At 68.3% G+C, this 25,812-nt stretch carries 17 protein-coding genes; 6 read left to right on the top strand and 11 right to left on the bottom strand.

What is annotated here, in order from left to right:
- Nucleotides 1–31: 31 nt before the first annotated feature.
- The 3 genes from ACVWNX_RS07335 to ACVWNX_RS07325 all read left to right on the top strand — a co-directional run bounded on the left by ACVWNX_RS07335 (nt 32) and on the right by ACVWNX_RS07325 (nt 4,195).
- Nucleotides 32–913: a FadR/GntR family transcriptional regulator gene (locus ACVWNX_RS07335; protein ID WP_454413074.1), complete on the top strand. Its 882-nt coding sequence runs from the start codon at nt 32–34 to the stop codon at nt 911–913.
- A 760-nt stretch (nt 914–1,673) separates the two neighbouring features.
- On the top strand, nt 1,674–3,212 hold the full coding sequence (locus ACVWNX_RS07330; protein ID WP_454413073.1) for an RNA polymerase sigma factor: 1,539 nt from the start codon (nt 1,674–1,676) through the stop codon (nt 3,210–3,212).
- Nucleotides 3,213–3,343: 131 nt separating this feature from the next.
- The gene (locus tag ACVWNX_RS07325) at nt 3,344–4,195 is read left to right on the top strand and encodes a S1 family peptidase (RefSeq protein WP_454413072.1); all 852 of its coding nucleotides are present in this window, start codon (nt 3,344–3,346) and stop codon (nt 4,193–4,195) included.
- A 177-nt stretch (nt 4,196–4,372) separates the two neighbouring features.
- On the opposite strand, the gene ACVWNX_RS07320 is transcribed toward ACVWNX_RS07325, so the two are convergent.
- Nucleotides 4,373–4,603: a DUF7455 domain-containing protein gene (locus ACVWNX_RS07320; RefSeq protein ID WP_454413071.1), complete on the bottom strand. Its 231-nt coding sequence runs from the start codon at nt 4,601–4,603 to the stop codon at nt 4,373–4,375.
- Nucleotides 4,604–5,050: 447 nt separating this feature from the next.
- On the opposite strand from ACVWNX_RS07320, the gene ACVWNX_RS07315 reads away from it, so the two are divergent.
- The gene (locus tag ACVWNX_RS07315) at nt 5,051–7,174 is read left to right on the top strand and encodes a DNA gyrase/topoisomerase IV subunit B (RefSeq protein WP_454413070.1); all 2,124 of its coding nucleotides are present in this window, start codon (nt 5,051–5,053) and stop codon (nt 7,172–7,174) included.
- A 101-nt stretch (nt 7,175–7,275) separates the two neighbouring features.
- On the opposite strand, the gene ACVWNX_RS07310 is transcribed toward ACVWNX_RS07315, so the two are convergent.
- On the bottom strand, nt 7,276–7,986 hold the full coding sequence (locus tag ACVWNX_RS07310) for a response regulator (RefSeq protein WP_454413069.1): 711 nt from the start codon (nt 7,984–7,986) through the stop codon (nt 7,276–7,278).
- Between the two features lie 505 nt (nt 7,987–8,491).
- On the opposite strand from ACVWNX_RS07310, the gene ACVWNX_RS07305 reads away from it, so the two are divergent.
- The gene (locus tag ACVWNX_RS07305) at nt 8,492–8,752 is read left to right on the top strand and encodes a hypothetical protein (protein ID WP_454413068.1); all 261 of its coding nucleotides are present in this window, start codon (nt 8,492–8,494) and stop codon (nt 8,750–8,752) included.
- Nucleotides 8,753–8,881: 129 nt separating this feature from the next.
- Here ACVWNX_RS07305 and ACVWNX_RS07300 read toward each other — a convergent pair whose 3' ends face one another.
- The 8 genes from ACVWNX_RS07300 to ACVWNX_RS07265 all read right to left on the bottom strand — a co-directional run bounded on the left by ACVWNX_RS07300 (nt 8,882) and on the right by ACVWNX_RS07265 (nt 21,932).
- Nucleotides 8,882–9,556, bottom strand: a complete 675-nt coding sequence (locus tag ACVWNX_RS07300; RefSeq protein ID WP_454413067.1) for a response regulator — start codon at nt 9,554–9,556, stop codon at nt 8,882–8,884.
- Nucleotides 9,553–11,193, bottom strand: coding sequence for an ATP-binding protein (locus tag ACVWNX_RS07295; protein ID WP_454413066.1), 1,641 nt, complete (start codon nt 11,191–11,193; stop codon nt 9,553–9,555). Before ACVWNX_RS07295 ends, ACVWNX_RS07300 begins: the two co-directional genes overlap by 4 nt.
- A 96-nt stretch (nt 11,194–11,289) precedes the next feature.
- Entirely contained in the window at nt 11,290–12,225 is a 936-nt protein-coding gene (locus ACVWNX_RS07290; RefSeq protein ID WP_454413065.1) for a sucrase ferredoxin, read from the bottom strand.
- A gap of 1,802 nt (nt 12,226–14,027) precedes the next feature.
- Entirely contained in the window at nt 14,028–14,360 is a 333-nt protein-coding gene (locus ACVWNX_RS07285; RefSeq protein WP_454413064.1) for a hypothetical protein, read from the bottom strand.
- Nucleotides 14,361–15,299: 939 nt separating this feature from the next.
- Nucleotides 15,300–16,571 (bottom strand): AAA family ATPase, encoded by a 1,272-nt coding sequence (locus tag ACVWNX_RS07280; protein WP_454413063.1) that lies wholly within the window; start codon nt 16,569–16,571, stop codon nt 15,300–15,302.
- 612 nt (nt 16,572–17,183) lie between these two features.
- Nucleotides 17,184–18,035 carry a helix-turn-helix domain-containing protein gene (locus tag ACVWNX_RS07275; protein ID WP_454413062.1) on the bottom strand — a complete coding sequence of 284 codons (852 nt, stop codon included), beginning with the start codon at nt 18,033–18,035 and terminating at the stop codon, nt 17,184–17,186.
- A gap of 31 nt (nt 18,036–18,066) precedes the next feature.
- The gene (locus tag ACVWNX_RS07270) at nt 18,067–18,813 is read right to left on the bottom strand and encodes a DUF6879 family protein (protein WP_454413061.1); all 747 of its coding nucleotides are present in this window, start codon (nt 18,811–18,813) and stop codon (nt 18,067–18,069) included.
- 1,409 nt (nt 18,814–20,222) lie between these two features.
- Nucleotides 20,223–21,932, bottom strand: a complete 1,710-nt coding sequence (locus ACVWNX_RS07265; protein ID WP_454413060.1) for a recombinase family protein — start codon at nt 21,930–21,932, stop codon at nt 20,223–20,225.
- 62 nt (nt 21,933–21,994) lie between these two features.
- On the opposite strand from ACVWNX_RS07265, the gene ACVWNX_RS07260 reads away from it, so the two are divergent.
- A complete protein-coding gene (locus tag ACVWNX_RS07260) occupies nt 21,995–23,122 on the top strand; it encodes a CobW family GTP-binding protein (RefSeq protein ID WP_454413059.1) in 1,128 nt (375 codons plus the stop codon).
- Nucleotides 23,123–23,149: 27 nt separating this feature from the next.
- Here ACVWNX_RS07260 and ACVWNX_RS07255 read toward each other — a convergent pair whose 3' ends face one another.
- Nucleotides 23,150–25,603, bottom strand: coding sequence for a DNA gyrase/topoisomerase IV subunit A (locus tag ACVWNX_RS07255; RefSeq protein ID WP_454413058.1), 2,454 nt, complete (start codon nt 25,601–25,603; stop codon nt 23,150–23,152).
- Nucleotides 25,604–25,812: the final 209 nt, after the last annotated feature.

Raw genomic sequence — 25,812 nt, 5'->3', positions numbered from 1 at the left:
GGCGCTTGACGGCAAGGCCGACAAAGGTTCCGTGAGTACCCTTGCGCACACCATGATGACCACCGCCCGCGCCGCAGATTCCGGCCTCGCCGGACCGGGCGGACTCGACCGCTACCCCTACCCGGAGGCCGCCCCGGACCGTGGCGCGCCCGTCTGGGACGGCCCCGACCAGGAACTCGGCCGCGTCGGCAGGCGGGCCGCGGGCAGTCGCGGCCGCGGCCTGCACGGCCAACTCGTCCAGCAGCTGGGCCAGATGATCGTCTCCGGCGACCTCGGCGCGGACCGCCCGCTGGTGCCCGAGGAGATCGGCCAGCGGTTCGAGGTCTCCCGCACCGTCGTCCGCGAGTCCCTGCGGGTACTGGAGGCGAAGGGACTGGTCAGCGCCCGCCCCAATGTCGGCACCCGGGTGCGTCCGGTCAGCGACTGGAACCTCCTCGACCCGGACATCATCGAGTGGCGCGCCTTCGGGCCGCAGCGGGAGGACCAGCGCCGCGAGCTGAACGAACTGAAGTGGACGATCGAGCCCCTCGCGGCCCGGCTCGCCGCCGGGCACGGACGCGAGGACCTCCAGCAGCGCCTCACGGACATGGTCGAGATCATGGGGCACGCGCTCGGCCAGGGCGACGCCGTCACCTTCGCCCGGGCGGACGCCGAGTTCCACGGACTGCTGATCCAGGCGGCGGGCAACCGGATGCTGGAGCACCTGTCGGGAATCGTTTCGGCCGCGCTCCAGGTCTCCGGCGGTCCCGTGACGGGCTGCGACCGTCCGCACGAGGGGGCGCTGGTCCACCACGCCCGCATCGTCGACGCGCTCGCCCAGGGGGACGGCGCCGCGGCCGAGACCGCGATGCGGCAGCTGCTGACCGCCCACCCCGAGGTGGAGCGCGTCGTCCCCGCCCCCCGGGAGCACTGAGCGGCCCCCGCCGTTCCCTCGACGCGTGCCCGGGGACGCCGTCGGACCGTGCGAGCCGCTCACGGACCGTACGCGCGTTCGCCGGATCCCGCCCCGACGCCCCGGGAAGCCGGGGCGACCGGCCGTCGGCCGCCCGCCGACCGCCGACCGCCGACCGCCGCAGCGCGGCCGTGGCGCTTCCCGCCTCGCCTCACCCACCCCCTGGGAAGCCAGGAGACAGCGCCATCCGGAGCCGCACGGACGGGGAACCCCCACCCCTCTCCGTGCCTCCCGGCCGCGTGGACGGCGCCCGTCACGCCCGGGCCGGACCGGCGGACGTCGCCCCCCCCGGGCACTCCGGTCCGACCGCGCGAGGACGCCGTCCGCGCGGCCGGATCATCGGCTCGGGTCCGCTCAGGTGAGCGCCCCGCTCCGGTCGGCACGCCGCTCCGTCAGGTCAAGAACCTGACGGAGTACGGCGACGTCGGACCGAGCTGGGGCAGACAGTCGCAAATCCTGACCGCTTCTGGTCGGATGTAGCGGCTTTTGTATGCTTACGGGGTGTGACCCGGGCCACGTAGATTGACCGTAACGCTCCTGGGAACTGTGCGATGACCTAAGAGGTGACAGCCGAGGAGGAAGTGCGGCAGCCGTCGAGGCGCCGCGAGTCCCCTGGGCCCGAGCCCGCGCGCCGTCGGCACATCCCCAGTCGGCGGTCGTCGACTCCCGTCCCTCACGGGCGGAGTCGGAAGCCGTTTTCCAACGTTCCGAGAGGTTGTTCGTGTCGGCCAGCACATCCCGTACGCTCCCGCCGGAGATCGCCGAGTCCGTCTCTGTCATGGCGCTCATCGAGCGGGGAAAGGCTGAGGGGCAGATCGCCGGCGATGACGTGCGTCGGGCCTTCGAAGCTGACCAGATTCCGGCCACTCAGTGGAAGAACGTACTGCGCAGCCTCAACCAGATCCTCGAGGAAGAGGGTGTGACGCTGATGGTCAGTGCCGCGGAGCCCAAGCGCACCCGAAAGAGCGTCGCAGCGAAGAGTCCGGCCAAGCGGACCGCGACCAGGACCGTCGCCGCCAAGACGGTCACCACCACCAAGAAGGCCGTTTCCCCGTCGGCCGCCGCGGGCACGTCCGCCGACGCCGAGACCGCGCCCGCCAAGAAGGCCGCGGCGAAGAAGACCGTCGCCAAGAAGGCCGTCGCGAAGAAGACGGTCGCCAAGAAGACCGCGGCCAAGAAGGCGACCACCAAGAAGGACGCCGACGAGATCCTCGACGACGAGTCGGTCGAGGAGACCACGGGCGGTCCCGGCAAGCCCGGTGACGAGCCCGCCGAGGAGGGCGCCCAGGGCTTCGTCCTGTCCGACGAGGACGAGGACGACGCCCCCGCGCAGCAGGTCGCCGCGGCCGGTGCCACCGCCGACCCCGTCAAGGACTACCTGAAGCAGATCGGCAAGGTCCCCCTCCTCAACGCCGAGCAGGAGGTGGAGCTGGCCAAGCGCATCGAGGCCGGGCTGTTCGCCGAGGACAAGCTGGCCAACGCCGACAAGCTGGCGCCCAAGCTCAAGCGCGAGCTGGAGATCATCGCCGAGGACGGCCGCCGCGCCAAGAACCACCTGCTGGAGGCCAACCTCCGCCTCGTGGTCTCGCTGGCCAAGCGGTACACCGGTCGCGGCATGCTCTTCCTGGACCTGATCCAGGAGGGCAACCTCGGTCTGATCCGCGCGGTCGAGAAGTTCGACTACACCAAGGGCTACAAGTTCTCCACCTACGCCACCTGGTGGATCCGTCAGGCCATCACCCGTGCCATGGCGGACCAGGCCCGCACCATCCGCATCCCGGTGCACATGGTCGAGGTCATCAACAAGCTCGCGCGCGTGCAGCGCCAGATGCTCCAGGACCTGGGCCGCGAGCCCACCCCGGAGGAGCTGGCCAAGGAACTCGACATGACCCCGGAGAAGGTCATCGAGGTCCAGAAGTACGGCCGCGAGCCCATCTCGCTGCACACCCCGCTGGGCGAGGACGGCGACAGCGAGTTCGGTGACCTCATCGAGGACTCCGAGGCCGTCGTCCCGGCCGACGCGGTCAGCTTCACGCTCCTCCAGGAGCAGCTGCACTCGGTGCTCGACACGCTCTCCGAGCGCGAGGCGGGCGTGGTCTCCATGCGGTTCGGCCTCACCGACGGCCAGCCCAAGACCCTTGACGAGATCGGCAAGGTCTACGGCGTCACCCGTGAGCGGATCCGCCAGATCGAGTCCAAGACCATGTCGAAGCTGCGCCACCCCTCCCGTTCGCAGGTCCTCCGGGACTACCTGGACTGACCGGTAGGCGTACCTCCGCGGAGGCCCGGATTCCCCACGGGGATCCGGGCCTCTCGGCGTGGTGCGGGTGCGGGGCCGCCCCGGTTCGTCGACGCTGGGTGAGTCGCCGCAACCCTGGGTGAGGAGAGCGCATGCCCCGTTCCCGCGTCCGTGCCCTGGCGGGTGCGCTGTTCCTGGCCGCCGTGGGCACCGCGCTGCCGCCGGGCGGCGCGCCGTCCGCGTCCGCCGACGCCTTGGTCGTGGGCGGGCACCAGGCCGACGTCGCGCACAGTCCGTGGGTGGTGGCCCTGGCCAGCCGTGACCGGTTCGGCGGTACGCGGTCGGGGCAGTTCTGCGGCGGGGTGGTGGTGGGCCCGACGACCGTGCTGACCGCCGCCCACTGTCTGGGGCCGGAGGCGCTCGGTCCGGCGCCGGGGCCCGGGGACCTCGCCGTGATCGCGGGCCGGGGTGATCTACGGGACACCACGGGCGTGGAGGTTCCGGTACGGGAGTTCCGGGCGAGTCCGGCCTACGACCGCACGACCAACGCGTGGGACGTGGGGGTGGTGACCCTGGCGCGGCCCCTGCCGGAGGCGTACGTCATCGGTGTCGCCGCGACCGGGGATTCCGCCTACACGGAAGGGACGCCCGCCACGGTGTACGGCTGGGGGGACGCCACGGGACGCGGGGAGTACGCGTACGCGCTGCGGTCCAGTGAGGTCGAGGTGCTCTCCGACGATCTGTGCCGACGGGCCTACCCCGGTGGGCCCGAGGGGCGCTACCTGCCCGAGTCGATGCTGTGCGCGGGGGCGCCGTACGGCGGGCGGGACGCCTGCCAGGGGGACAGCGGCGGTCCGCTGGTGGCGCGGGGGCTGCTGATCGGGCTGGTCTCCTGGGGGAGCGGCTGCGGCAGGGCGGGCAGTCCCGGTGTCTACACCCGGCTCTCCGCCGTGGTGACGCCCGCCGCCCCGGAGGAGTCCCCCGCCGACTCCGACGACGACTGAGGGCGCCGGGAGGGGCGCGCACGGGGCCCTGGGGGACGGGGCCGGGCCCGGACGGGGAGCCGTCCGGGACGGACCGTGCCGGGGCGTGCGCGGAACGCAAGCGGGCGGGCCCCGTCACACGGGGACCGCCCGATTCGCCGGCCTGGGCCGGTGCTGGCTCGTCGTTGATGCGAAGTGTCAGCGTTCCTCGGACTCGGCCGAGGCCGGGACGGCGTTCAGGCGCTCCGTCTCGTCCTGTATCTCAGCGGCGATCTTCTTGAGTTCCGGCTCGAACTTGCGACCGTGGTGGGCGCAGAAGAGCAGTTCACCGCCGCTCAACAGGACCACACGGAGGTAAGCCTGGGCGCCGCAGCGGTCGCAGCGATCGGTGGCCGTCAGCGGGGTCGCGGGGGTCAGAACAGTAGTCACGTCGCCTCTTCTCTAGCTCGACGAGCTGTCGTACCAGGGTCAACATCCAACCAGGCCGAAAACGTTCCCGCTCGCGGCTTCTCCTCGAAAAAATCTTTTCGACTCCCCGAGGTGGGTGTCTGCTGCCGGGTGGCGGCGAATGTGCCGTATTGCGTGTCTTCGTGTCTTACGGGTTCGCGCGTTGTGCCGGTTCGGTCCTCCCGGCTGGTTGCCGGTTGTTCATGAGGACGTGCCCGGAGCCTAAATGGTTCATGCGTGGAAGGGAACGTGATGTGTACTTCACCCCATCGAGCGATCGAACACGCATGCGACTCTCGGCTAGGCTGAAGTCCTTGTGAGGGTGGCGTGACAACGGCTCTACCTGGGCTGGGTACCCTCTGTGCGGCGACCGAAGCCGCGGCCTTACCCTCATGGGCCCCATCTGAAATTCAGCGAGGAGCGAACCGCGTGACCGCCGATACGTCCGTGCCGTCCACTGCGCTGCTGACCGGAGCAGACCGGGACGGTTCCAACTACACCGCGCGGCACCTGCTCGTCCTGGAGGGCCTGGAGGCGGTACGCAAGCGGCCCGGCATGTACATCGGGTCGACGGACAGCCGCGGCCTGATGCACTGCCTCTGGGAGATCATCGACAACTCCGTCGACGAGGCCCTGGGCGGTTACTGCGACCGGATCGACGTCGTCCTGCACGACGACGGCTCCGTCGAGGTCCGTGACAACGGCCGGGGCATCCCCGTCGACGTCGAGCCCAAGACCGGGCTGTCCGGCGTGGAGGTCGTCCTCACCAAGCTGCACGCGGGCGGCAAGTTCGGCGGCGGGTCCTACGCGGCCTCCGGCGGTCTGCACGGCGTCGGCGCCTCGGTGGTGAACGCGCTGTCGGCGCGGCTGGACGTCGAGGTGGACCGGAACGGCAGCACCCACGCGATCAGCTTCCACCGGGGCGTGCCCGGGGCCTTCACCGGGACGGGGCCGGAGGCGCCCTTCGAGCCGGCGGGCGGGCTGCGCAAGGCCAAGCGGGTGCCGAAGACCCGCACGGGCACCCGGGTGCGCTACTGGGCCGACCGGCAGATCTTCCTCAAGGACGCCAAGCTCAACCTGGAGACGCTCCACCAGCGCGCGCGCCAGACCGCGTTCCTGGTGCCCGGGCTGACGATCGTCGTCCGTGACGAGTGCGGCCTCGGCGAGGGCGGCAGCAAGGGCGAGGAGTCCTTCCGCTTCGACGGGGGCATCAGCGAGTTCTGCGAGTACCTCGCCAGCGACAAGGCCGTCTGCGACGTCCTCCGGTTCTCCGGGCAGGGCACCTTCAAGGAGACCGTCCCGGTCCTCGACGAGCGCGGTCAGATGACCCCGACCGAGGTCACCCGTGAGCTGGGCGTGGACGTGGCCATGCGGTGGGGCACCGGGTACGACACCACGGTCCGGTCGTTCGTGAACATCATCGCCACCCCCAAGGGCGGCACCCACGTCACCGGTTTCGAACGTTCCGTGGCCAAGACGGTCAACGAGGTGCTGCGGGCGCAGAAGCTGCTGCGGGTCGCGGAGGACGACGTCGTCAAGGACGACGCCCTGGAGGGGCTCACCGCGGTCGTCACCGTGCGCCTGGCCGAGCCCCAGTTCGAGGGGCAGACCAAGGAGGTGCTGGGCACCTCGGCCGCGAACCGGATCGTCGCCGCGGTGGTCGCCAAGGAGCTGAAGACCTTCCTGACGGCCACCAAGCGGGACGCCAAGGCGCAGGCCCGCGCGGTGATGGACAAGGTGGTCGCGGCCGCCCGCACCCGGATCGCCGCCCGCCAGCACAAGGACGCCCAGCGCCGGAAGACGGCCCTGGAGTCGTCCACCCTGCCCGCCAAGCTCGCGGACTGCCGCAGCGACGACGTGGGCCGCAGCGAACTGTTCATCGTGGAGGGCGACTCCGCGCTCGGCACCGCCAAGCTCGCCCGCAACTCCGAGTTCCAGGCGCTCCTGCCGATCCGGGGCAAGATCCTCAACGTCCAGAAGTCCTCTGTCTCGGACATGCTGAAGAACGTCGAGTGCGGGGCGATCATCCAGGTCATAGGAGCGGGTTCGGGGCGGACCTTCGACCTGGACGCGGCCCGCTACGGGAAGATCATCCTGCTGGTGGACGCCGATGTGGACGGCGCGCACATCCGCTGTCTGCTGCTGACGCTCTTCCAGCGGTACATGCGGCCCATGGTGGAGGCGGGCCGGGTGTTCGCCGCGGTGCCCCCGTTGCACCGGATCGAGCTGGTCCAGCCCAAGAAGGGGCAGGACAAGTACGTGTACACCTACTCGGACCGGGAACTGCGCGAGACCCTGCTGGAGTTCCAGCGCAAGAACGTGCGCTACAAGGACGCCATCCAGCGGTACAAGGGCCTCGGCGAGATGGACGCCGACCAGCTGGCCGAGACGACGATGGACCCCCGGTTCCGCACCCTGCGCCGGATCAACATCGCCGATCTCGACGCGGCGGAGCAGGTCTTCGACCTCCTCATGGGCAACGAGGTGGCGCCGCGCAAGGAGTTCATCACCAGCTCCGCGGCCACGCTCGACCGTTCCCGCATCGACGCCTGAGACCGCCGGCGTCCGAGGCCGGGTCCCCGGAGGCCCCGGCCTCCGGGGACCCGGCCGTCCGTGCCGCGCGCCCGGGCGGCACCTCCCGGTGACGGCCCGCCCTACCGTTCGGGGCCGTTGCCCGGGGCCACCCAGGCGTAGCGGTGTTCGGGACGGCCGGTGTCCCCGTACCGCAGGGTGAGCTGGAGACGGCCCGCCTGTTCCAGGTGCCGCAGATAGCGCTGCGCGGTGGACCGGCTCAGGCCCGTGCGGGCGGCCACCTCATGGGCGGACAGCGGCTGCGCCGCCTGGTGGAGCACCCCGCAGATCAGGTCCGTGGTCGGCAGGGAGTGACCGCTCGGCAGCCCCTGGGACGGGGTCGGGGTGGTGGTGCGCAGCGCGCCGAAGATCCGGTCCACCTGTTCCTGGGCGGCCATCCCGCTGCCGCCGACGCGGTCCACCGTGCGGCGTAGTGCGGCGTACGCCTCCAGCCGGGCGCGCAGGGCGTCGAAGGTGAATGGTTTCACCAGATAGTGCAGGGCGCCTAGACGCATCGCGTCCCGCACGGTGGTGACGTCGCTGGCCGCCGTGATCATGATGACGTCGGTGCGGTGGCCGAGCTGGCGCATGTGCTGGACCAGGGACAGTCCGGTGCGGTCGGGCAGGTAGTGGTCGAGCAGGACGAGGTCTATCCCCTCGCGTTCCACCGCCGCGAGGGCCTGGGCCGCGTCATGGGCGCGACCGGCCACCCGGAAGCCCGGGACCTTCGCCACGTAACGGGAGTTGATCTCCGCGACGCGGAAGTCGTCGTCCACGACCAGGACGTCAATCATCGGCCGGGCCTTTCTGGTTCAAGCCCATGGTGGGGCTCCGTCGTTCTCGCGCGCGCAAAACGGGCACAACAAGGTTTCGCGAGCAGAAGGCGGTCCAGCGCGCACAAGGATCGCCCCGTGGCCCGTGCCCCCTTACGGTGCCGGGCCATGAACACAGATACCAGTCGGAGAACCGGACGGAGGTCCGGTTCCGGTCAACCCGCGCGGTGCGGAAGGCCGGTGGCGAGGTCCTGCCGGTCCGTCACCGCCCGCTGACCCTTCCTCCGGAACGGGCGGTCCGGTCCGGTCCGCGCGTCCGGGCCACCGTCCCGCCGTCCGCCTCCCCCCACCGTCTCCCGTCGATCCCTCGCCGTCCCCTGACCGTCAGGGCACCCGGCAGAGCCCCTGTACGCCCGCTGAAGGCCCGGCGGCACCTCCCCGCTCCCCCGGGGCGGTCCGTCGCGTCCGAAGCCCCGACACGGCCGCCACGGCGGTCGGTCGATCCCCCCACGAGGACGTGATGCGCGTGCGAAGCAGCGGTAGGTGGGCGTCGGCGGTCTGCGCGGGGGCGATGGCGCTGGGCGGGCTGGTGACGCTGTCCTCGGTGAGCGGTGGATCCGGCGACGACGGGGTGCGCACCCCGCAGCGCTCGGAGATCACGGTCGACGAGGCCGAGAACCGCGACTCCTCGCCACGGGGCGGTTCGGCCCCGGTCCTGCCCAGCGACTACCGCGACGCCGACGCGCCCCGGGCCGTCACCGCCCCGGTGGTGGTGCGGGCGGGCTGATCAGCGGCCCGCGCCCGGGGCCCCGCACGTGAGCCCCCGCGCTACTTCCCCCGCCGCGCGGGGGCTCACCCCACGGACCCGTCCGTCGGTCGCGGGCGCGGCCCACGCCCGCGACGCCCACTTGTGGGCTCAGCCGCGGACCCACTCGTAACGGTGTTCAGGGCGTCCCGTCTCGCCGTACTTCAGGCTGAGCCGCACCCGGCCCGCCCGCTCCAGGAGCTTCAGATAGCGCTGGGCGGTCTGCCGGCTCAGCCGGGTGTGGTCCGCCAGCTCCTGCGCCGACACCGGTCCCTCGGCGGACATCAGCACCCGGCGCACCAGCTCCGCCGTGGTGGGGGAGTGCCCCTTCGGCAGCTCCGGCTCCCGGGACACCGCGAGCGCGCCGAAGATCCGGTCCACCTCGGCCTGTTCGGCCTCGCCGCCGCCGCGCAGGGTGTGCTGGAGCGCCGCGTACGCCTCCAGCTTCGTCCGCAGTCCCGAGAAGGCGAACGGCTTCACCAGGTACTGGAGCGCGCCCAACCGCATCGCGGCCTGGACGGTGCCCACGTCCCGTGCGGCGGTCACCATGATCACGTCGGTCTGGTGGCCGCGCTCGCGCAGTCTGCGGACCAGGTCGAGGCCCGTCTCGTCGGGCAGGTAGTGGTCCAGCAGGACCAGGTCCACTTCGCGGTGCTCCACGCAGTCCAGCGCCTCGGCCGCGTTGTGCGCCTTCGCCGTCACGTGGAAGCCGGAGATCTTCGCCACGTAGGCGGCGTTCACGTCCGCCACCCGGATGTCGTCGTCGACGACCAGTACCTCGATCACCGCGCCTCCTCCGCGTCCGCCAGTTCCGTCTCCGCCAGGGCCTCGGGCAGCCGCACGGTGAACTCCGCGCCGCCGTCCGGCGCCCCGCCGACCTCCGCGTGCCCGCCCTCGCGCTCGGCGAGCCTGCGGACCAGGGCCAGTCCGATGCCGCGCTTGCCGCGCGCGGGCGCCTTCTTGGTGGTCCAGCCCTCCGTGAAGATGGCCTCCCGCTGTTCGGGCGGCACTCCCGGACCGGTGTCGCGCACCCGCAGCACCGCCGCCCGCTCCTCCGCCCGCAACTCGACCTCCACGCGCGCGTGCGCCGACCCGGAGGCGGCGTCCAGGGCGTTGTCCACGAGGTTGCCGACGATCGTGACCAGCCCCCGGGGGTCCACCAGCAGGTCCGGCAGCCAGGTGTCGGGGGACACCGCCAGCGAGACGCCCCGCTCGGCCGCCACCGTCGCCTTGCCGACCAGGAGCGCGGCCAGCAGCGGGTCGTGCACCTTCTCGGTGATCTGCTCGGCGGTGACCCGGTGGGCTCCGGCGACCTCCCCGACGAACTCCATCGCCTCCTGGTACATCTCCAGCTCCAGCAGCCCCAGCAGGGTGTGCATCCGGTTGGCGTGTTCGTGGTCCTGCGCGCGCAGGGCGTCGATGAGGCCCCGGGTGGAGTCCAGCTCGCGGCCGAGCTGCTCCAGCTCGGTGCGGTCGCGCAGGGTCGCCACGGCGCCGCCGTCGTCGGTGGGCATCCGGTTGGCGATCAGCACCCGCTGCCCCCGCACGGTCACCAGGTCGGTGCCGGTCACCCGCCCGGCCAGCACGTCGGTGGTGCGGCCGGGGCCCAGCGTCGCGTCCAGCGGCCGGCCCACCGCGCTCGGGCCCAGGTTCAGCAGCCGCTGGGCCTCGTCGTTGAGGAGCCGCACCCGGCCGTCGCGGTCCAGGGCCACCACGCCCTCGCGGATGCCGTGCAGCATCGCCTCGCGCTCCGCCAGCAGCGCGGAGATGTCCGAGAAGGCCAGGTCGCGGGTCTGCTTCTGGACCCGTCGGGAGATCAGGTACGCGGCCAGCGCGCCCACGGCCATCGCCCCGCCCGCGTAGGCCAGCAGGCTGGGGATCGTGTGGATCAGCCGGGCGCGCACGCTGTCGTACTCGATGCCGACCGACACCGCGCCGATGATCTCGCCCCGCGCGTCCCGCAGCGGCACCTTCCCGCGCGCGGAGCGCCCGAGGGTGCCGTTGTCGATCTCCATCACCTCGCGGCCCGCCAGCGCGGCGCTGGGGTCCGTGGAGACGACCTTGCCGATCTGGCGGGGGTCGGTGTGCGACCAGCGCACTCCGTCCGTGTTCATGATCACGACGTACTCGGCGCCGCTCGCCCGCCGGATGCGTTCCGTGACGTCCTGGACCGGTCCGCCGGGCGTCGGCAGCGACGCCTTCACGTCCCGGGCGATCTGCGGCTGCGCGGCGGTCGTCTGCGCGATGGACAGGGCGCGCCGCATCGCCTGGTCGTCGAGCTGGTCGCTGAGCGGCGCCAGGAACAGCCCCGTGGCCAGCACGGCGACGCCCGCGGCGATCGCCAGCTGCATCAGCAGGACCTGGGAGAACACCCGCCTGGGCAGTCCGAGCCGCAGACGGCGCGTGGGGGGAGACGTGCTCATGGAAGGAAACGGTACGGGGCCCGGGACGGTGTTCCGTAGTCCCTGTGGTGGGGATCTCGTGAGCACCGGCACGGTCCCACGCTCCGTGAGCGGGGCTCACCGCCGTGTCGCGGAACCCACCTCACGGACGGCGACGACGTCCATACGGGCCGGGGTCGCCAGGGCCGCGCCGCAGCTCTCCGGCCGGGGCGGCAGCGAGGCCCCCCGGGCGACGGTGACGTGCCACCGGCGGCCGTCCACGTGGTCCACGGTCACCTCCCAGCGGGGTGCCTCCCCGCCGGTCCCGGTGACGCGCAGGACGTCCGCCGCGCTCTCCCCGGCCGCCGTGCGCACCGCCAGCTCGGCCGCCTGCCCCGGACGCTCCCAGGCGGAGCCGCCCCGGCAGCCCTCGGTGACGACCCGGCCCGCCGCGGCCTCCGCCAGGACCTCCTTCAGCAGCGGCGCCCCGACCCGGCCGTAGGCGTACCCGTACGGCAGCACGAGCACGGTGGGGGAGAAGCGGTGGCCGCCGAGGTGGGTGACCTCCCAGACGCCGGGGGTGCCCGATTCGGCCAGCTCCCGGGCGAGCGGACGGCCGAGCAGCGCGCAGCAGCGGTCGCGCCTGCCGTTGGTGCAGACGAGGGCCAGCGGGTCGCCCCGGTGCGCGGTGGCGCCCACGGCCCGGTCGAAGCCGGTGGGGTCGCCCGCGCCGAGCGCCCGGAAGTCGACGTCCAGCAGACGGGCCGGGTCGCCGTGGGACGCCTCCCGCAGCCAGGTGGCGCCCGGGACGGTGTGGGCCGCGTAGAGGCGGCGCGGTCCGTCGGTGTGCCGGTCTGCGTGGCGGCCCGGTCGGCGGATCAGCGCGACGCGCGTCCCGGTGCCCTGGGCCGCCGCCTCCAGGGCGCGGCCGAGCACGGGGTCCAGATGGCTCTGGGTGAGCGCCTTGGCGCCCCAGGGGCCGGGCTGTTCCACGAGCAGCCAGGTCCGGGCGGTGGCCGCGGTGGCGGCGAGGGGCTCCCGGGAGTCCCGCGAGACGTTCGTGCACGTGCTCACGGAGGCGAGCCTAACCTGACCCGCCCCGGCGGGACTTCCCGGACCCGTCGGGGCGGGTCCGGGAAGTCCCGCAGCCCGCCCCCGCCCGTCCCGCCTCCGCGTCTGTTCCTCCCGCGCCCACGGCTCAGCGCGGCCGGTCCTCGGTCGGCAAGGGAAGCCGTACCTCCCGGGAGGCCCCCGCGAGGTCCAGGAAGGCCGTCAGGGGCCGCCAGGATCCCGTTCCGGCGGGCGGAGGGCTCCCGGGGGCCCCGGGCCCTGACAGCGCCTCCAGATGGCCGCTGCGGGGCCAGGAACCCGTCACGGTGCTCGTGCCGGTGCCCGTCGCGGCGCTCGTATCCTGGTCGTCCGAGGGTCCCCGTGGGTCCGCGCCTCCCGGGCCGGACCGGACGGCGGGGCGGTGTGTGAGGGCGGGTCGGGCCGGGCGGTCCGACCCGGCGGGAGAGGGCGCGCGTTGGATTTGCCACAGGTTCCGGTGATCGTGCTCGCGGGCTTCCTGGGGTCGGGCAACCCCAGTACTTGCTAGCTACCTACAGGCTAGCTCGGCGTTTCAAGATCGCGCTTCCGTTGTTTCCATGGTCATCATTGGTTCGATGTGATCACGCGCGTTGATCTGTTTCGTTGATCTTGTCGCAAGAGTCTCGACCCCCTTGTCTCGTCTTGCGCAAGGTGATCTTGAGAGACCTCACGTCGCTCGACAGACGCCCGAACTTGACACCGGCTGAACCTCCCCCCACCACGTGACCGCAAGACCGTCACGCGGGCACACAGAGGGGTCTTATCCCCAGGGGGGAAGGAGGTTGGGAGGTTGGTAGTCGGGTCGGTGTGTGGTGAGTAGGTGGGTTCGGGGGTCGGGTGGTGTCAGTGTTGATCTGTTGTTGATCTTCGTTCAGTTCATTCGATTCATTTCGAAGGTTATTTCATTTCGGTTCAAATGTTTCGTTGAAACAGCTCACACAAAGGGAGTCGGGGTGAGTCGGTCTCGGTGTGGGTTGGGGTGGTAGGTGGGGTGGAGGTGAGGTGATGGAGGGTGAGGGTCAGGGGTCGAGGTCTCGTCAGTGTCTTGTCACGTTTCACGCAATGTGTCGAGGTCAGAGGGTGTAGATACAAGATCAAGAAAGTTCTTCGTCTCGATTCTTCGTCAATTCTCGAAACGCAATGCATTATCGACTTCAAACGGAAAATGAAATCAAATGAGGAGAAGAAATCCCCGAAGGTAATGGGGTCTCCTTCCGCTTGTCGGTTTGAGGTGATTTCGATTCCGGGTACCTAGATGATCATGGGCGGTGGCACCCAATGATCAGAAAATTCAACCCTCCATATCGCCTATAATTGAGTCAGGGGAAAATCCCCCATAACGCTCGAATGTAGTGCGGGAGGAAAGCGACGCATGGGACAGAGGAAAAAGAGACCTGTCGGCCCGTTGGCTGGCACGTCTGATGGAATCGACTTCAACGAATACGGGATTCCCGTCGACTATGACAGCAACAGGGCTAGGTACGGCCCGCTGTTACAGCGATGCCCGCACTGCGGCCGGGCGAAGCCTGAGTGGGCATTCACGGCCTTTGCCTGGGGGAGTCGAGGGCAGTACTGCCGTACTTGCCGTATCGAGGACTCGCGCAAGCGCCGGATTCTGAGAGAAATGTCTGAGCGGGGTCACGTGTAATTCAGATCCGGTATAATTGGAAGCGGTGACGGTGAAAAGGCTTCCTGCTCAAGTTGCCATGCGTATCACATGCAGAAAAGGTCCCACCTTCCAGGAGCATTCGCCCTGTGCTGGTGGGGCCTTTTCTATGCCTTCATGCTCACAGAAGGTCTTCCGGGTTGATTCCTAGGCGGCGGAGTTGGGTCAAGGCTTCCTTGCGCTTGGCTTCCTTGTCGGCCTCAGAAGCTGCCTGGTCGGCTTCGAGTTTATCTGTGAAAGCCTTGATGCTTCCTGCGGCTTGTACGCCTTTCTGGCGGCTGTAGGACCGGTTCTCGGCTCTGGTCGCCGCGCGTTCTTCGATAGCTAATCTGAAGTGACCGGCCGCATGTAGTTGTGAGATTTCCTCGTGCTTGCCTTCGGCCTTGAGGCTCTGGAGGTATTCGTACGAGTACTGCTCTACCTCGCTGGAAGGGTCGTTGTACTTGCTGCCCATGATTCCTACTCCGTCTCTGTGATGGTTTCCCCTGTAGCGGGGAAGTGCGAAACCTTTTTCACGGCTCCGCCGGTTCGCTTGTTCACTGGAATGATGCCTCCTGCCCCATCGGGGATGAGGCAGGTTCGCCCTATCACGATTTTGCCGCCGTCCCATGTTCCCCGGGTCCACGGGCGGTGTAGATGCCTTTCACAGGAGAACGGGTCATGGTCAAACTCTGTGGAATCTTCGGATTCGAGGGAGGCATTCAATTCCGCGAGTGTCAGCGGGTCAGGCTTCCTCTGTCGTTTCATCGGTGTTTGACTTCCTTGCTGTCTTTCCGTACGGACCTCTCGTCCTGCGGTAGCGCCGATATGGTAAGTGTGCTTCCTCGATGGCTTTAGCGGCTTTGTCCAAGTTGGACTCCGAGAACCACTTGATGAATCTCCACCCGCACTCGCAGACGTAGTAGCAGACGACGGTATTGGGTTTCGAGGAGGGCTCAATCTTCTGCGGGACCACCCGATGGCCTCTACGGCAGACCGGGCACTCTCCTAAGCGGCTTGGGTTTTCATGCATACAGACAGTCCTCACACTGGCAGATGCGGGCGTGAGCAATTTCCCGGTACTCGGCCATTCCCGTGTCCCAGTCCTGACAGATCGGGTGACTGCACTTCGGGTCGTCGCATACATCCTGGTAATCGCTGTTCAGGGCTGCTAGTAGTTTCGCCGCTGCGTACTTCGCCATAGTTGATCATGTGTTCCTCAATGCCCTCGTGAGGTTTAGTTAGTTGGTGTCCAGCGCCCGGTAGAACGGGCAGGTGGGGTCATGCTTGATTTCCAAGAGGTGGAGGCCGGGACGGATCTCCCGTAACTCTTGTTCCGCCGGACAGTCCTCACACCCGGCATTGGGACGGAGGAATACTGCGGCCTCTGCTAGAAGTTGGGCAACATAGTCGTTCACGCTGCCTCCTGGCCTCGAATGATACGAGCGACTTCGGATGCTTTGGCTCGGCGGATTCCCAGAACGCTTTGGACGTTGGAAACGGTCGGCCTGTCGTCTGAGAGTTGCTGGAATCTCTCCGCAAGCCCTTCGGGGGTCTCGGACCCGGACCCGGCTCCGTCAGCCGGCTCGCAGGGAGCCGAGCCAACTGCACTCTTGAGCTTAGGAGTTGGGGATACGAGAACGACCGATGTCTCAGGAGATCCCCAATAGTCCGTGAGGCCGTTGACTTCCTGAATGACAGGCTCTAGGACAACCTTTCGAGAGGCGGCATCTTTGGCCTTGTCGGTGGATACAGTGACCAGATTTAGCTTCCTGTCCCGCTTCACAAAGATTTCTGATTGCAGGGCCGCTCTGACAGCACCTGCGCCACGACCCTTTAGGGTGCTTCCGTTTGTGCTCTGGTCACCTGTCGAGTGGTGAACCAAGCACACAGCCACACCAGTAGCAGCTATCAGCTTGTCGAGAGTGGCGACGACTTGGGCCATCTCCCGATTGGAGTTCTCCTCTAACCCGACTGTGCAACGCGACTGCGTATCAAACACCACAAGGTCAATCCCGTTTTCCTTGACGGCGGTTGTGAGTTGCTGCCAGTCTCGGCTTCCAGGATCGATCTGGATCGCTCGGGTTAGGAAGTAGACGTTCTCTAACTTGCGTCCGTGGAACTGCTCCAGGGCGAGCTTCCGGGCCTTGATGCCCTCGCTGCCTTCGGCCACCACCATCAAGGTCTTGACCCCCTGTGACTGAACACGGCATCCGTGCCAGTCCTCGCCCCATCCCATGTGCGCTGCCATGCTGAGCATTACGAACGACTTCATCGACGCGCTATGGCCTACTACGCGGGACAGGGTCTTCCGGTAGAAGATTCCTTCAAGTAGCGGCACAAGTGGCGGAATGTCGTCCAGGGATTCACTGTCGTGCCAGAAACCTGGGAAGGGTGGACGATGCTTGGCTTTGTGATCTTTGAGGATCTGGCCGATCTCGTCTTTGATCTCATCCGGCCACTTGGTGCACCAGTAGTCGTGTACGTGGTGACCTTCTGGCCAATCGTCCCCTAGCTCCATTTCCACAGCCACTAGGCCGCAGTGATAGGGGCGCTGGTGATTCTCTGGGTTGTAAGTGAGTGCGAGGTCCGGGCGACCTCGCCTATAGGCGTCGAAGATCTTGCCGGAAAGCTCTTTCTCCTCTTCCGATAAGTCCTCTTGATTTCGTAATTCGTAAAGTGTCATGTGGCTTCCTGACCATCCATGCCCTTCCGTTTCGCCCTAGCGCTTGCCGCGCGCCTGATTGAGGAACAAGTACTGCTTGATGGCCTCACGGCCTACGTGACTCATGCTCCGTGAGTCCTGGTCGGCAAGGGTTCTCAGCTCGTTAAACATGGACTCAGGCATTGCCACCTGAATTACTTTTGTGGCCTCTCCGTCGACTAACGGACGCTGACCTCTCTTTGTCATTCCTGCTTCCTTCCGATGGTGTGGCGGTATTAATTCCCGCGCTCCACTAATGATATCACACAATTCGGACATGTGTAAAATTCAACGAGTTTATGGGGTGCGCCTTCGAGGGAAATGGAAAAACCCCTAGATCCTCAATGTGTGAGGTCTAGGGGTTGGTGTCGCGGAGCGTGCACGTCAGCTCCACAGGGGGCAGCTCGAACCTTGCCCCGACGTGGGAACTCGCAACACCCGGACCGCTTGATGGTCCGAGGGGGAGCCTGCGTGTCGAGCGGATCTACGATGCCCGGCCGTAGGAAGGGGAGGTTGGAAACCCATGTCACGCCTGGCCTGCGGGTGTTCGCCGGCTCATGGGCCTGCGAAGCGCGATCGTAGGTGCGGGGTGGGTCAGGCGACGTTCAATGAGCGCCGGACTCGGCTGATGATCCGATGGGCCTCAGCGCCGTACGCGGCGGACCGGTCCAGCGACTCCCACACCCGCCGGTACAGCGCGACTGTGTCCGCGTCGTCCAGCCACAGCTCGGCGTGCCAGTCCTCCGTGATCACCAAGCGGTCATCGAAGATCCAGAACGCATTGGCGGGAGGAACGTGCAGAACGGCGTCCAGGGGCACTATCCCGAGCCTGACGGTATCCATGCCCACGGCACCCATGAGGCGGTCTAGCTGGCCCGCTAGGACCTCCGGAGGGCACACCTGTCCACGTAGCGCCGCCTCCCACAGCAGGACGTGCAGCCGGTTGCCCGAGCGGTACAGCCACTCTTGCCGCCTCATCCGGGCCCGTACCGCGTCCTCGGTGTCGGGGGGTGAGTTCTGAAGGGTGGAGTAGTGCGCGAAGACGTGTCGGGCGTAGTCCGGGGTCTGGAGGAGACCGTTCACGACGAACGATTCCCAGACGTGCAGTACGCGGGTCTGGTCGGTCACCGTGCTCCAGTTCTCCTGCACGGGACGGTGCCCTGCCGCGAGCTGCCGACGCCACGACCGAATGTGCGACTCGAAGCCCTTCAGGCGGCCGTGCAGCTCCGCGTACGCCCCCGGATGCCCTGTGGCATCCACCCATGCCCGGAGGTCTTCCGCAGTGGGGGTCTGGCGGCCGTTCTCCAGTTTGCTGATCTTCGACTGTGGCCAGTCGAGCAGCAGCGCCAGGGCGGTACCGGTGATACGGCCGTGAGGGCTCTCGGAGCGCAACTCCCTTAGTCTCCGCCCCAGTTCTTCGCGCGCCCGCTGATAGTCCGTGCTCACCGGTACCCGTCCCTGTTCCCTGCTCTTGCTTCTACTTGCCTGACTCTGTGGTGAACTCCCCGTACGGCACTGCGTGATGCCATGCAGCATCGCGCACCGTGGCGTACCGGACGACTTCAGCCGGCTCGGTGATCACTTCCACGTCCACGAGGTTGTCATCGTCGTCGAACCGCAGGAGCGCGACGAACCGACTGTCGAACAACCAGAAGTCCTCTGGGGGGAGTTGCTGCGCATCGGCGTCCGACCGGGACAGGTTGCGGATGTCCTCACCGACAGCGCAGTTCCGCTTGGCGTTGTCGAGCAGGTAGAGCTGCCCCGGGGTGGCCGGACTGTCCACGATCCGCACGCGCTCGAACCGCTTGCCCTGGGCTGTCTGGGCGCGGACGTTCGTGCACCAGTCGTCCTCGTAGTCCCACTCGATCGGCTCACCCCGGAGGAACTGCGCGTACGTCTCCGTGGCCTCGTCCGACGCGAACCGCCGACGGGTCTCCAGCCGCCACGCGGTGTGCTCGAAGGTCTCGAAGAGCTTGCCGAACGCGTCAAGGTCGATGATCCGGGCCTGCCGCGTCCTGTCCTTCGGCGTCCAGTCCGTCAGCAGGTCTCGCGGAACCACTACGGCCACCTCGCCGGGCGACAGGTGCCGGAGCTGGGCCACATCCTTCGGGTCCGTCAGCGGTGCCCCCTGAACGATCACCTCGCCCGAGTCCAGATCCTCATGGATCGCCGGGCAGCCTCCGCCACCCGAACCCGTGCCGTTGAACCGCAGCCTGCGCGTCATGCCCCGATCACCTCTCCTGATGAGTCGAACGACGAGAGACAGGGTCTCCGGGGCCGCTTGCGAATGTCGAGGGATCTCAAGGTGCCGCGCGAGAATAACCGAGAATAATCCTCTCCCGTCTCAACTCCCCCTCCCTACGGTCGAACCGCCAGCCACAATCGACTATGGCGGGGAGCACCCATGGCCACCACGTCCGCAGACACCGACGCCAGCCGCTGGGAGTACGTGACCTACGCGCCCCGGGGTGAGATCTGCCCGGAGTGCGAGAAGCCCATCACCTCGTTGGACCTGTGCAGGCGCGGGTACATCTCACGCCCTGATGCTCCGCCTGTGGCCGTTTACAAGCACACCGACTGCCCGGAGGGTTGACCAAAGGTTCCCGTACGGCTGTGGCCCGGAAGCGCCGTCGGTCAACCCCGAACCCACAGGAGGACCGGAGAACGGCTGCCGAGATCGCGGCGGCTCTTTGGTACTGGGGCACGCTCTGCGGCATCTGCGCCGGTCGTGGGGGCGTCTGGTGCCATGACTGTGGCGGACCCGGCTGCCCGGCCTGCGTGGGTACCGGTCGTACCCCCTGCCTGCGGTGTGACGGCACGGGGGAAGCGATCGAGCGGGCAAAGCCCTCGTAGGCCGCCCGGAAGCGCGCTGAGGGGCTCCCCCCTGTGGGGCTGTGGTCCGGTCCGCCGGGGGACATCTGCGGGTGGCGTGGGCCCGTAAGCCGGGAGGACCGGAACCCTGTCCTGCGCCCTCTGGCGCGCGCCTGTGCGCCGGAACGTTCCCGTGGTTCCCGCCGCAAGGCTCGCCCCCTCGGTTCCCGGTTCCCGTCCTAACGGACGGGGAACCTGCGGGAACCAGGAACCGCGAGGGCAAGCAGAAGCCTTCTGACCTGCGGTTTTGTGCGGTTCCCACGGTTCCCGGAACGGTTCCCGAGCAGTTCCCGGAACCATGGTCGGGAACTATCCGGGAACCGTTTACGGAACCTTTCCGGTACCGCTTGCGGAATCACCGAAGAGCCATAGGTACGAACGCGGGGCAACCTCGCTCCGGCTGCCCTTCGCAAGGGGTAAACGTGCAGGTCGGGGGCGGTTTCTGCGCTGTGGGGACGGAGGGTGAGTGGCTGCGATATGAGGGAAATGCTTGCCCGTGATCTTGTGATTCCAAGGTCAAATTTGCATATCACTTACAGAAATGCAGGAGTGGGGCGGTCTGGGGTGTTATCCCCACAGGTTGGGAGCCGCTTTCGCCTTCGAATCCATTTGATCTTGGTTGCTTCTGACTGTGAATCAAAGGATCTTCGGTCTGGGTTTCGGCTCTATTTGATGTGGCGTCAAGTTCCTCCCCGGTAGCTTGACGGGCAATAGGAAGGACCCGCCTTCGGTAGACGGGCCCTTCCTGTGGGGTGGTTTCGGTTATGCGGCCATCGGAAGATCCGTCGTCAAATCCTCTGTGGTCAGAAGTGCAGGTGAACTTCCCTCTGTTGAAGTCGAGTTGGGGACTTCCGGGGTCCGTACGTGGAACCGTTCAGGTTCCCAGCGCAGCGGGCGGCGGCCACTGTGCGGGCCGACGGTGAAACCCATCGGGATGACCAGCTTCAGCAGGGTTCGCTTCCCCGCCGGGTCGGCGTTATCCCACAGTGCGACGAGTCCCGCCGTGTCCTGTCCGGTGATCAGCGCCCGGAGCTTCGGAGGGAGGAGAGACGTACGGCCGGTCGGAGTGTCGGCGCGGGTCTTCAGGGCCGCCAAACGCCGGTCAACGATTGACTTCATCTCCCGGTAGGAAGCAAGGTCGAGTTCCTTGCGTGCCCACATGAGATTGAGTTCGGAGCGCTGGCGTTCGTCCTCTGCTATCTGACGCTTGAGATCCGTCGCCCCGACGGACAGTTCCTCTTTCTCAAGCTCCTGCATTTGGGCGTTCATGTACGCGCTCCACTCAGGGCGGGAAACAATCCCTTTCCAGTAGTTTCCGAGCAATTCGTGTGTGTCCTCGGCGTTCACGCTGGTCTTTCCGCACCCGCCCTTGGGGGTGGCGCACCAGTAGCGTCCCTGCCGGATTTTGGTTCCGCGCCGGTAAGACCCGCCGGACCAGCCGTGCAGTGTCTTGCCGCAGGCGTAGCAGTGCAACGACTGTGAAGCCCAGCGCTTCAGTACGCGGAGCTTCCCCACAGCACCGTGGACCATGGCGCGGTCCGAAATCGTCTCGCAGAGTTCGGCCCACTCGGCTTCGGTGAGGATCGGTTCCCAAACCGCCTTACCGACAACCTTCCCCTTGTAGACCCGCAGGCCCGCAATCGCGGGTTTGGTGATGGCACCGGTCAGCGTGCGAACCTGCCATGTGGTCTTTCCGCTCACTGTGGGGATGCCCCGGGCGTTCAGGTCGAGACAGATCCGTTCGAGGCTGTGTCCCCGCTGGTCACCGTGCTTTCGGGTCGCATTGACCCATTCGCCCTTACAGCAAATCCGCTCGTAGATCTCACGGATGATCGCCGCTTCGGCCGGAATGACATTCCAGTCGGTGTCATATCCGAATGCCCGGTAGCCACCGCCGGACGGACGCCCCTGATGGGCACGGCTGGCCGCTGCTCGCGCTACGCGTCGGCTGGTGTCACGGCTCGACTTGTTGGCGACGGCGACCATGACCCGCGCCATGGTGATCTCTGCATCTGTGGCGAGCGACAGAGACCCCGTGACAGACCGGACCGGTACACCCCGGGTCTCGATTACGTCGATGAGGTCTTCGAGGTCACGCGGGTCACGCGCGGTGCGGTCGAGGTCGTAGACGATGAGGCCGTCGGCTTCACCGCTGGCGAGCAGAGCCAGCGCCCGGCGGAAACCCGGCCGGACAGTGCGGAGCGCGGTCGTCCCATCGGGCAGCCGCGTCTTTTTGCGCTTGAACGCGCTGACGCTGTCCTCAACGATGACGTGCGTTGCTTCAGGCCCGATGCCCCAACCGAGACGGGCGGCGAGTTCGTACCCGTCGGATTTCTGGTTGGTGATGCTCCGGCCGAACCGTTCACGGTCATCGGCGCTGGAGTCCTCTTCCGGGCCGGTACGGTCCTCGGAGATCCGGGCGAGGAGGATCGCGCGGGTGGGCTTGTGGTCCCGATCTTGACGGTGGTGCATGGTGCTGTGCCCCTGTGTAGGTGGTTCCTACTGGGGACCTGACCCGCCGGGACGAACAATCCATGTGGCACGTAGGTAGTCATCTACCGATGGGGAAGACCACCCTGCTCAACCATCTGCTCCACAGCAGCAGGGGCAGCCGGATCGGCGCGGTCGTCAACGACTTCGGGTCCATCGAGATCGACGCCATGGTGGTCGCCGGTCAGCTCGGGGACTCCACCGTCTCGCTGGGCAACGGCTGTCTGTGCTGCGCGGTCGACGTCACCGAACTCGACGCCTATCTGGAGCGCCTCACCCGGCCCGCCGCCCGGATCGACCTCATCGTCATCGAGGCCAGCGGACTCGCCGAGCCCCAGGAACTGGTCCGCATGGTCCTGGCGAGCGAGAACCCCCGGATCGTCTACGGGGGACTGGTGGAGGTCGTCGACGCCGTCGAGTTCGACGCCACCCGGGAACGCCACCCGGAACTCGACCGCCATCTGCGGATCGCCGACCTCGTGGTCGTCAACAAGGCCGACCGGGTCTCCCCCGGGGAACTGCGGCGGGTCCGGGACACCGTCGACGGGCTGGTGGACCGGGCCGCCGTGGTCACCGCCGACTTCGGACAGGTCGACCCCGGGCTGCTCTTCGACCGCAAGCCCGTCGAGGAACGGACCGGCCAGCTCTCCTTCGACGACCTGGGCGCCTGGGGGGACCCGGCGGACCGGGACGCCGACGGCTCCGGGCACGCGCGCGGGGCGGACCGTCCGCACCTCCACACCGCCTACCAGGCGGTGGCGTTCCGTTCCGACGGCGGACTGCACCCGCGTCGGCTGATGGACGTCCTCGACAGCAGGCCCGAGGGGCTCTACCGGATCAAGGGCCACGTCGACTTCGGCCCCACCGATCCCGACCACCGGTACACGGTCCACGCGGTGGGTCGCTTCCTGCGCTTCTTCCCCGAGCCCTGGGCGCCCGGCGCCGGGCGCGGCACCCAGCTCGTCCTCATCGGGTCGGACATCGACGAGGAGCTGCTCACCGCGCGGCTCTCCGAGTGCCGGATCGCCCCCGGGGAGGGCACGCCCCCCGAGCACACCCTGTGGGGCGTCCTGCGGTACGTGGACGGACCCGCCGACGACCACCGGGGCGCCGACGAGGAGCCCCACCCGGTCGGGGACCCCGAGGAATCCGGGATCCCCGACCGCGTGTGAACGCCGGGCGCGAACGCGGCGGGGCGGTTACACCGGGCCCGCGACCACCGAGACCGGCTTGCCCAGGGACAGTCCGGACCCGTCCCGGCGGGGGTCGGTCTCCGGCAGGTCCACCGGGGTCCCGTCGCGCTGTGCCGCGCGCGCGGGGGAGGGCCCGGCCCAGCCGAGGCTCAGGCAGTCCTCGCCCTTCAGGAACCGCTGGCAGCGCACCCCGCCGGTGGCCCGGCCCTTGCGCGGGTACTGGTCGAACGGCGTCAGCTTCGCCGTCGTCTGCACCGAGTCGTCCAGGGTGCCCCGGGAGCCGGCGACCGTGAACACCACCGCGTCGGCCGCCGGATCGACCGCGGTGAACGAGATCACCTTGGCGCCGTCCGCCAGCTTGACGCCCGCCATGCCGCCCGCCGGACGCCCCTGCGGACGCACCTGGGACGCCTGGAACCGCAGCAGTTGGGCGTCGTCCGTGATGAAGACCAGGTCCTCCTCGCCGGTCCGCAGTTCCACGGCGCCCACGATCCGGTCGCCCTCGCGCAGTCCGATGACCTCCAACTCGTCCTTGTTGGACGGGTAGTCGGGCACCACGCGCTTGACGACGCCCTGTTCGGTGCCGAGCGCCAGCCCCGGCGACGACTCGTCGAGGGTGGTCAGACAGACGATCTTCTCGGCGCCCTCCAGGGTGAGGAACTCCGCGATCGGCGCGCCCCCGGACAGGACCGGCGCCGACGCGGTGTCGGGCAGCTGCGGCAGGTCGATCACCGAGAGCCGCAGCAGCCGTCCCCCCGAGGTCACCGCGCCGACCTCGCCGCGCGCGGTGGCGGCCACGGACGACACGATCACGTCGTGCTTGACCCGGCGGCCCCCGTCCTCCGAGGACGGTCCGGCGGTCGCGGTGCGCGCCAGCAGCCCCGTGGAGGACAACAGCACCCGGCACGGGTCGTCGGCGACCTGGAGCGGCACCGCGGCGGCCGGGGCCGCGCCCGCGGACTCCAGCAGCACCGTGCGCCGGGGGGTGCCGAACTTCTTGGCGACCGCCGCCAGCTCGGTGGAGACCAGCTTGCGCAGCTCCGCGTCGGACTCCAGGATCCGCGTCAGCTCCGCGATCTCCCCGGTCAGCCGGTCCCGCTCGGTCTCCAGCTCGATGCGGTCGAACCTGGTCAGCCGGCGCAGCGGGGTGTCCAGGATGTACTGCGTCTGGATCTCGCTCAGGGAGAAGCGCTCGATGAGCCGCTCCTTGGCCTGCGCGCTGTTGTCGCTGGAGCGGATCACCTGGATGACCTCGTCGATGTCGACGAGCGCCACCAGCAGGCCCTCCACCAGGTGCAGCCGGTCGCGCCGCTTGCTCCGGCGGAACTCGCTGCGGCGGCGGACCACGGTGAACCGGTGGTCCAGATAGACCTCCAGCAGCTCCTTGAGCCCCAGGGTGAGGGGCTGGCCGTCCACCAGGGCGACGTTGTTGATGCCGAAGGACTCCTCCATCGGCGTCAGCTTGTAGAGGTGCTCCAGGACCGCTTCCGGGACGAACCCGTTCTTGATCTCGATGACCAGCCGCAGTCCGTGCTCGCGGTCGGTGAGGTCCTTGACGTCCGCGATGCCCTGGAGCTTCTTGGAGCCGACCAGGTCCTTGATCTTCGAGATGACCTTCTCGGGGCCGACCGTGAACGGCAGCTCCGTCACCACGATGCCCTTGCGGCGGGCCGTCACCGGCTCCACCGAGACGGTGGCGCGGATCTTGAACGTGCCCCGGCCGCTCTCGTAGGCGTCCCGGATGCCGGACAGCCCCACGATCCGGCCGCCGGTCGGCAGGTCGGGCCCCGGGACGTGCCGCATCAGCGTCTCCAGGTCGGCGCCCGGGTAGCGGATGAGGTGGCGGGCGGCCGCGATGACCTCGCCCAGGTTGTGCGGGGGCATGTTCGTCGCCATGCCGACCGCGATCCCCGAGGAGCCGTTCACCAGCAGGTTCGGGTACGCCGCCGGGAGGGCCACCGGCTCCCGCTCCTGGCCGTCGTAGTTCGGCGCGAAGTCGACGGTGTCCTCGTCGATCGACTCCGTCATCAACGAGGTGGCGTCCGCCATCTTGCACTCGGTGTACCGCATCGCGGCGGGCGGGTCGTCGTTGCCCAGGGAACCGAAGTTGCCGTGCCCGTCGACCAGGGGCACCCGCATCGAGAAGGGCTGGGCCATCCGCACCAGCGCGTCGTAGATCGACGCGTCGCCGTGCGGATGCAGCTTGCCCATGACCTCGCCCACGACGCGGGCGCACTTCACGTACCCCCGCTCGGGGCGCAGGCCCATCTCGTTCATCTGGTAGACGATCCGGCGCTGCACCGGCTTCATCCCGTCCCGGGCGTCGGGCAGGGCGCGCGAGTAGATGACCGAGTACGCGTACTCGAGGAAGGAGCCCTGCATCTCGTCGACGACGTCGATGTCGAGGATCCTCTCCTCGAAATCGTCGGGCGGCGGGGTTTTCGTGCTGCGGCGGGCCATCGCTGCTGCGGCTCCTTCACAGTGTGTGCCAGGGCATGGGAACGGGATCGGACGCCGACCATTGTGGACCGACGTACTGACAACACGGACCGCGACCCGTCCATAGGTCCCGCCGTAGCCCCGCCGTCGTCCCGTGGACGGGCGGTGGACGGACGGTTCCACGGCGGCGCGACGGCGGGCACCCGGCCCCCTCGCGCCGCTCGCTCTCG

It is taken from the genome of Streptomyces sp. JNUCC 64 (assembly GCF_054484115.1).
Note: the sequence above shows the minus strand (reverse complement) of the source record. Positions and strands in the feature narration are given on the sequence as shown.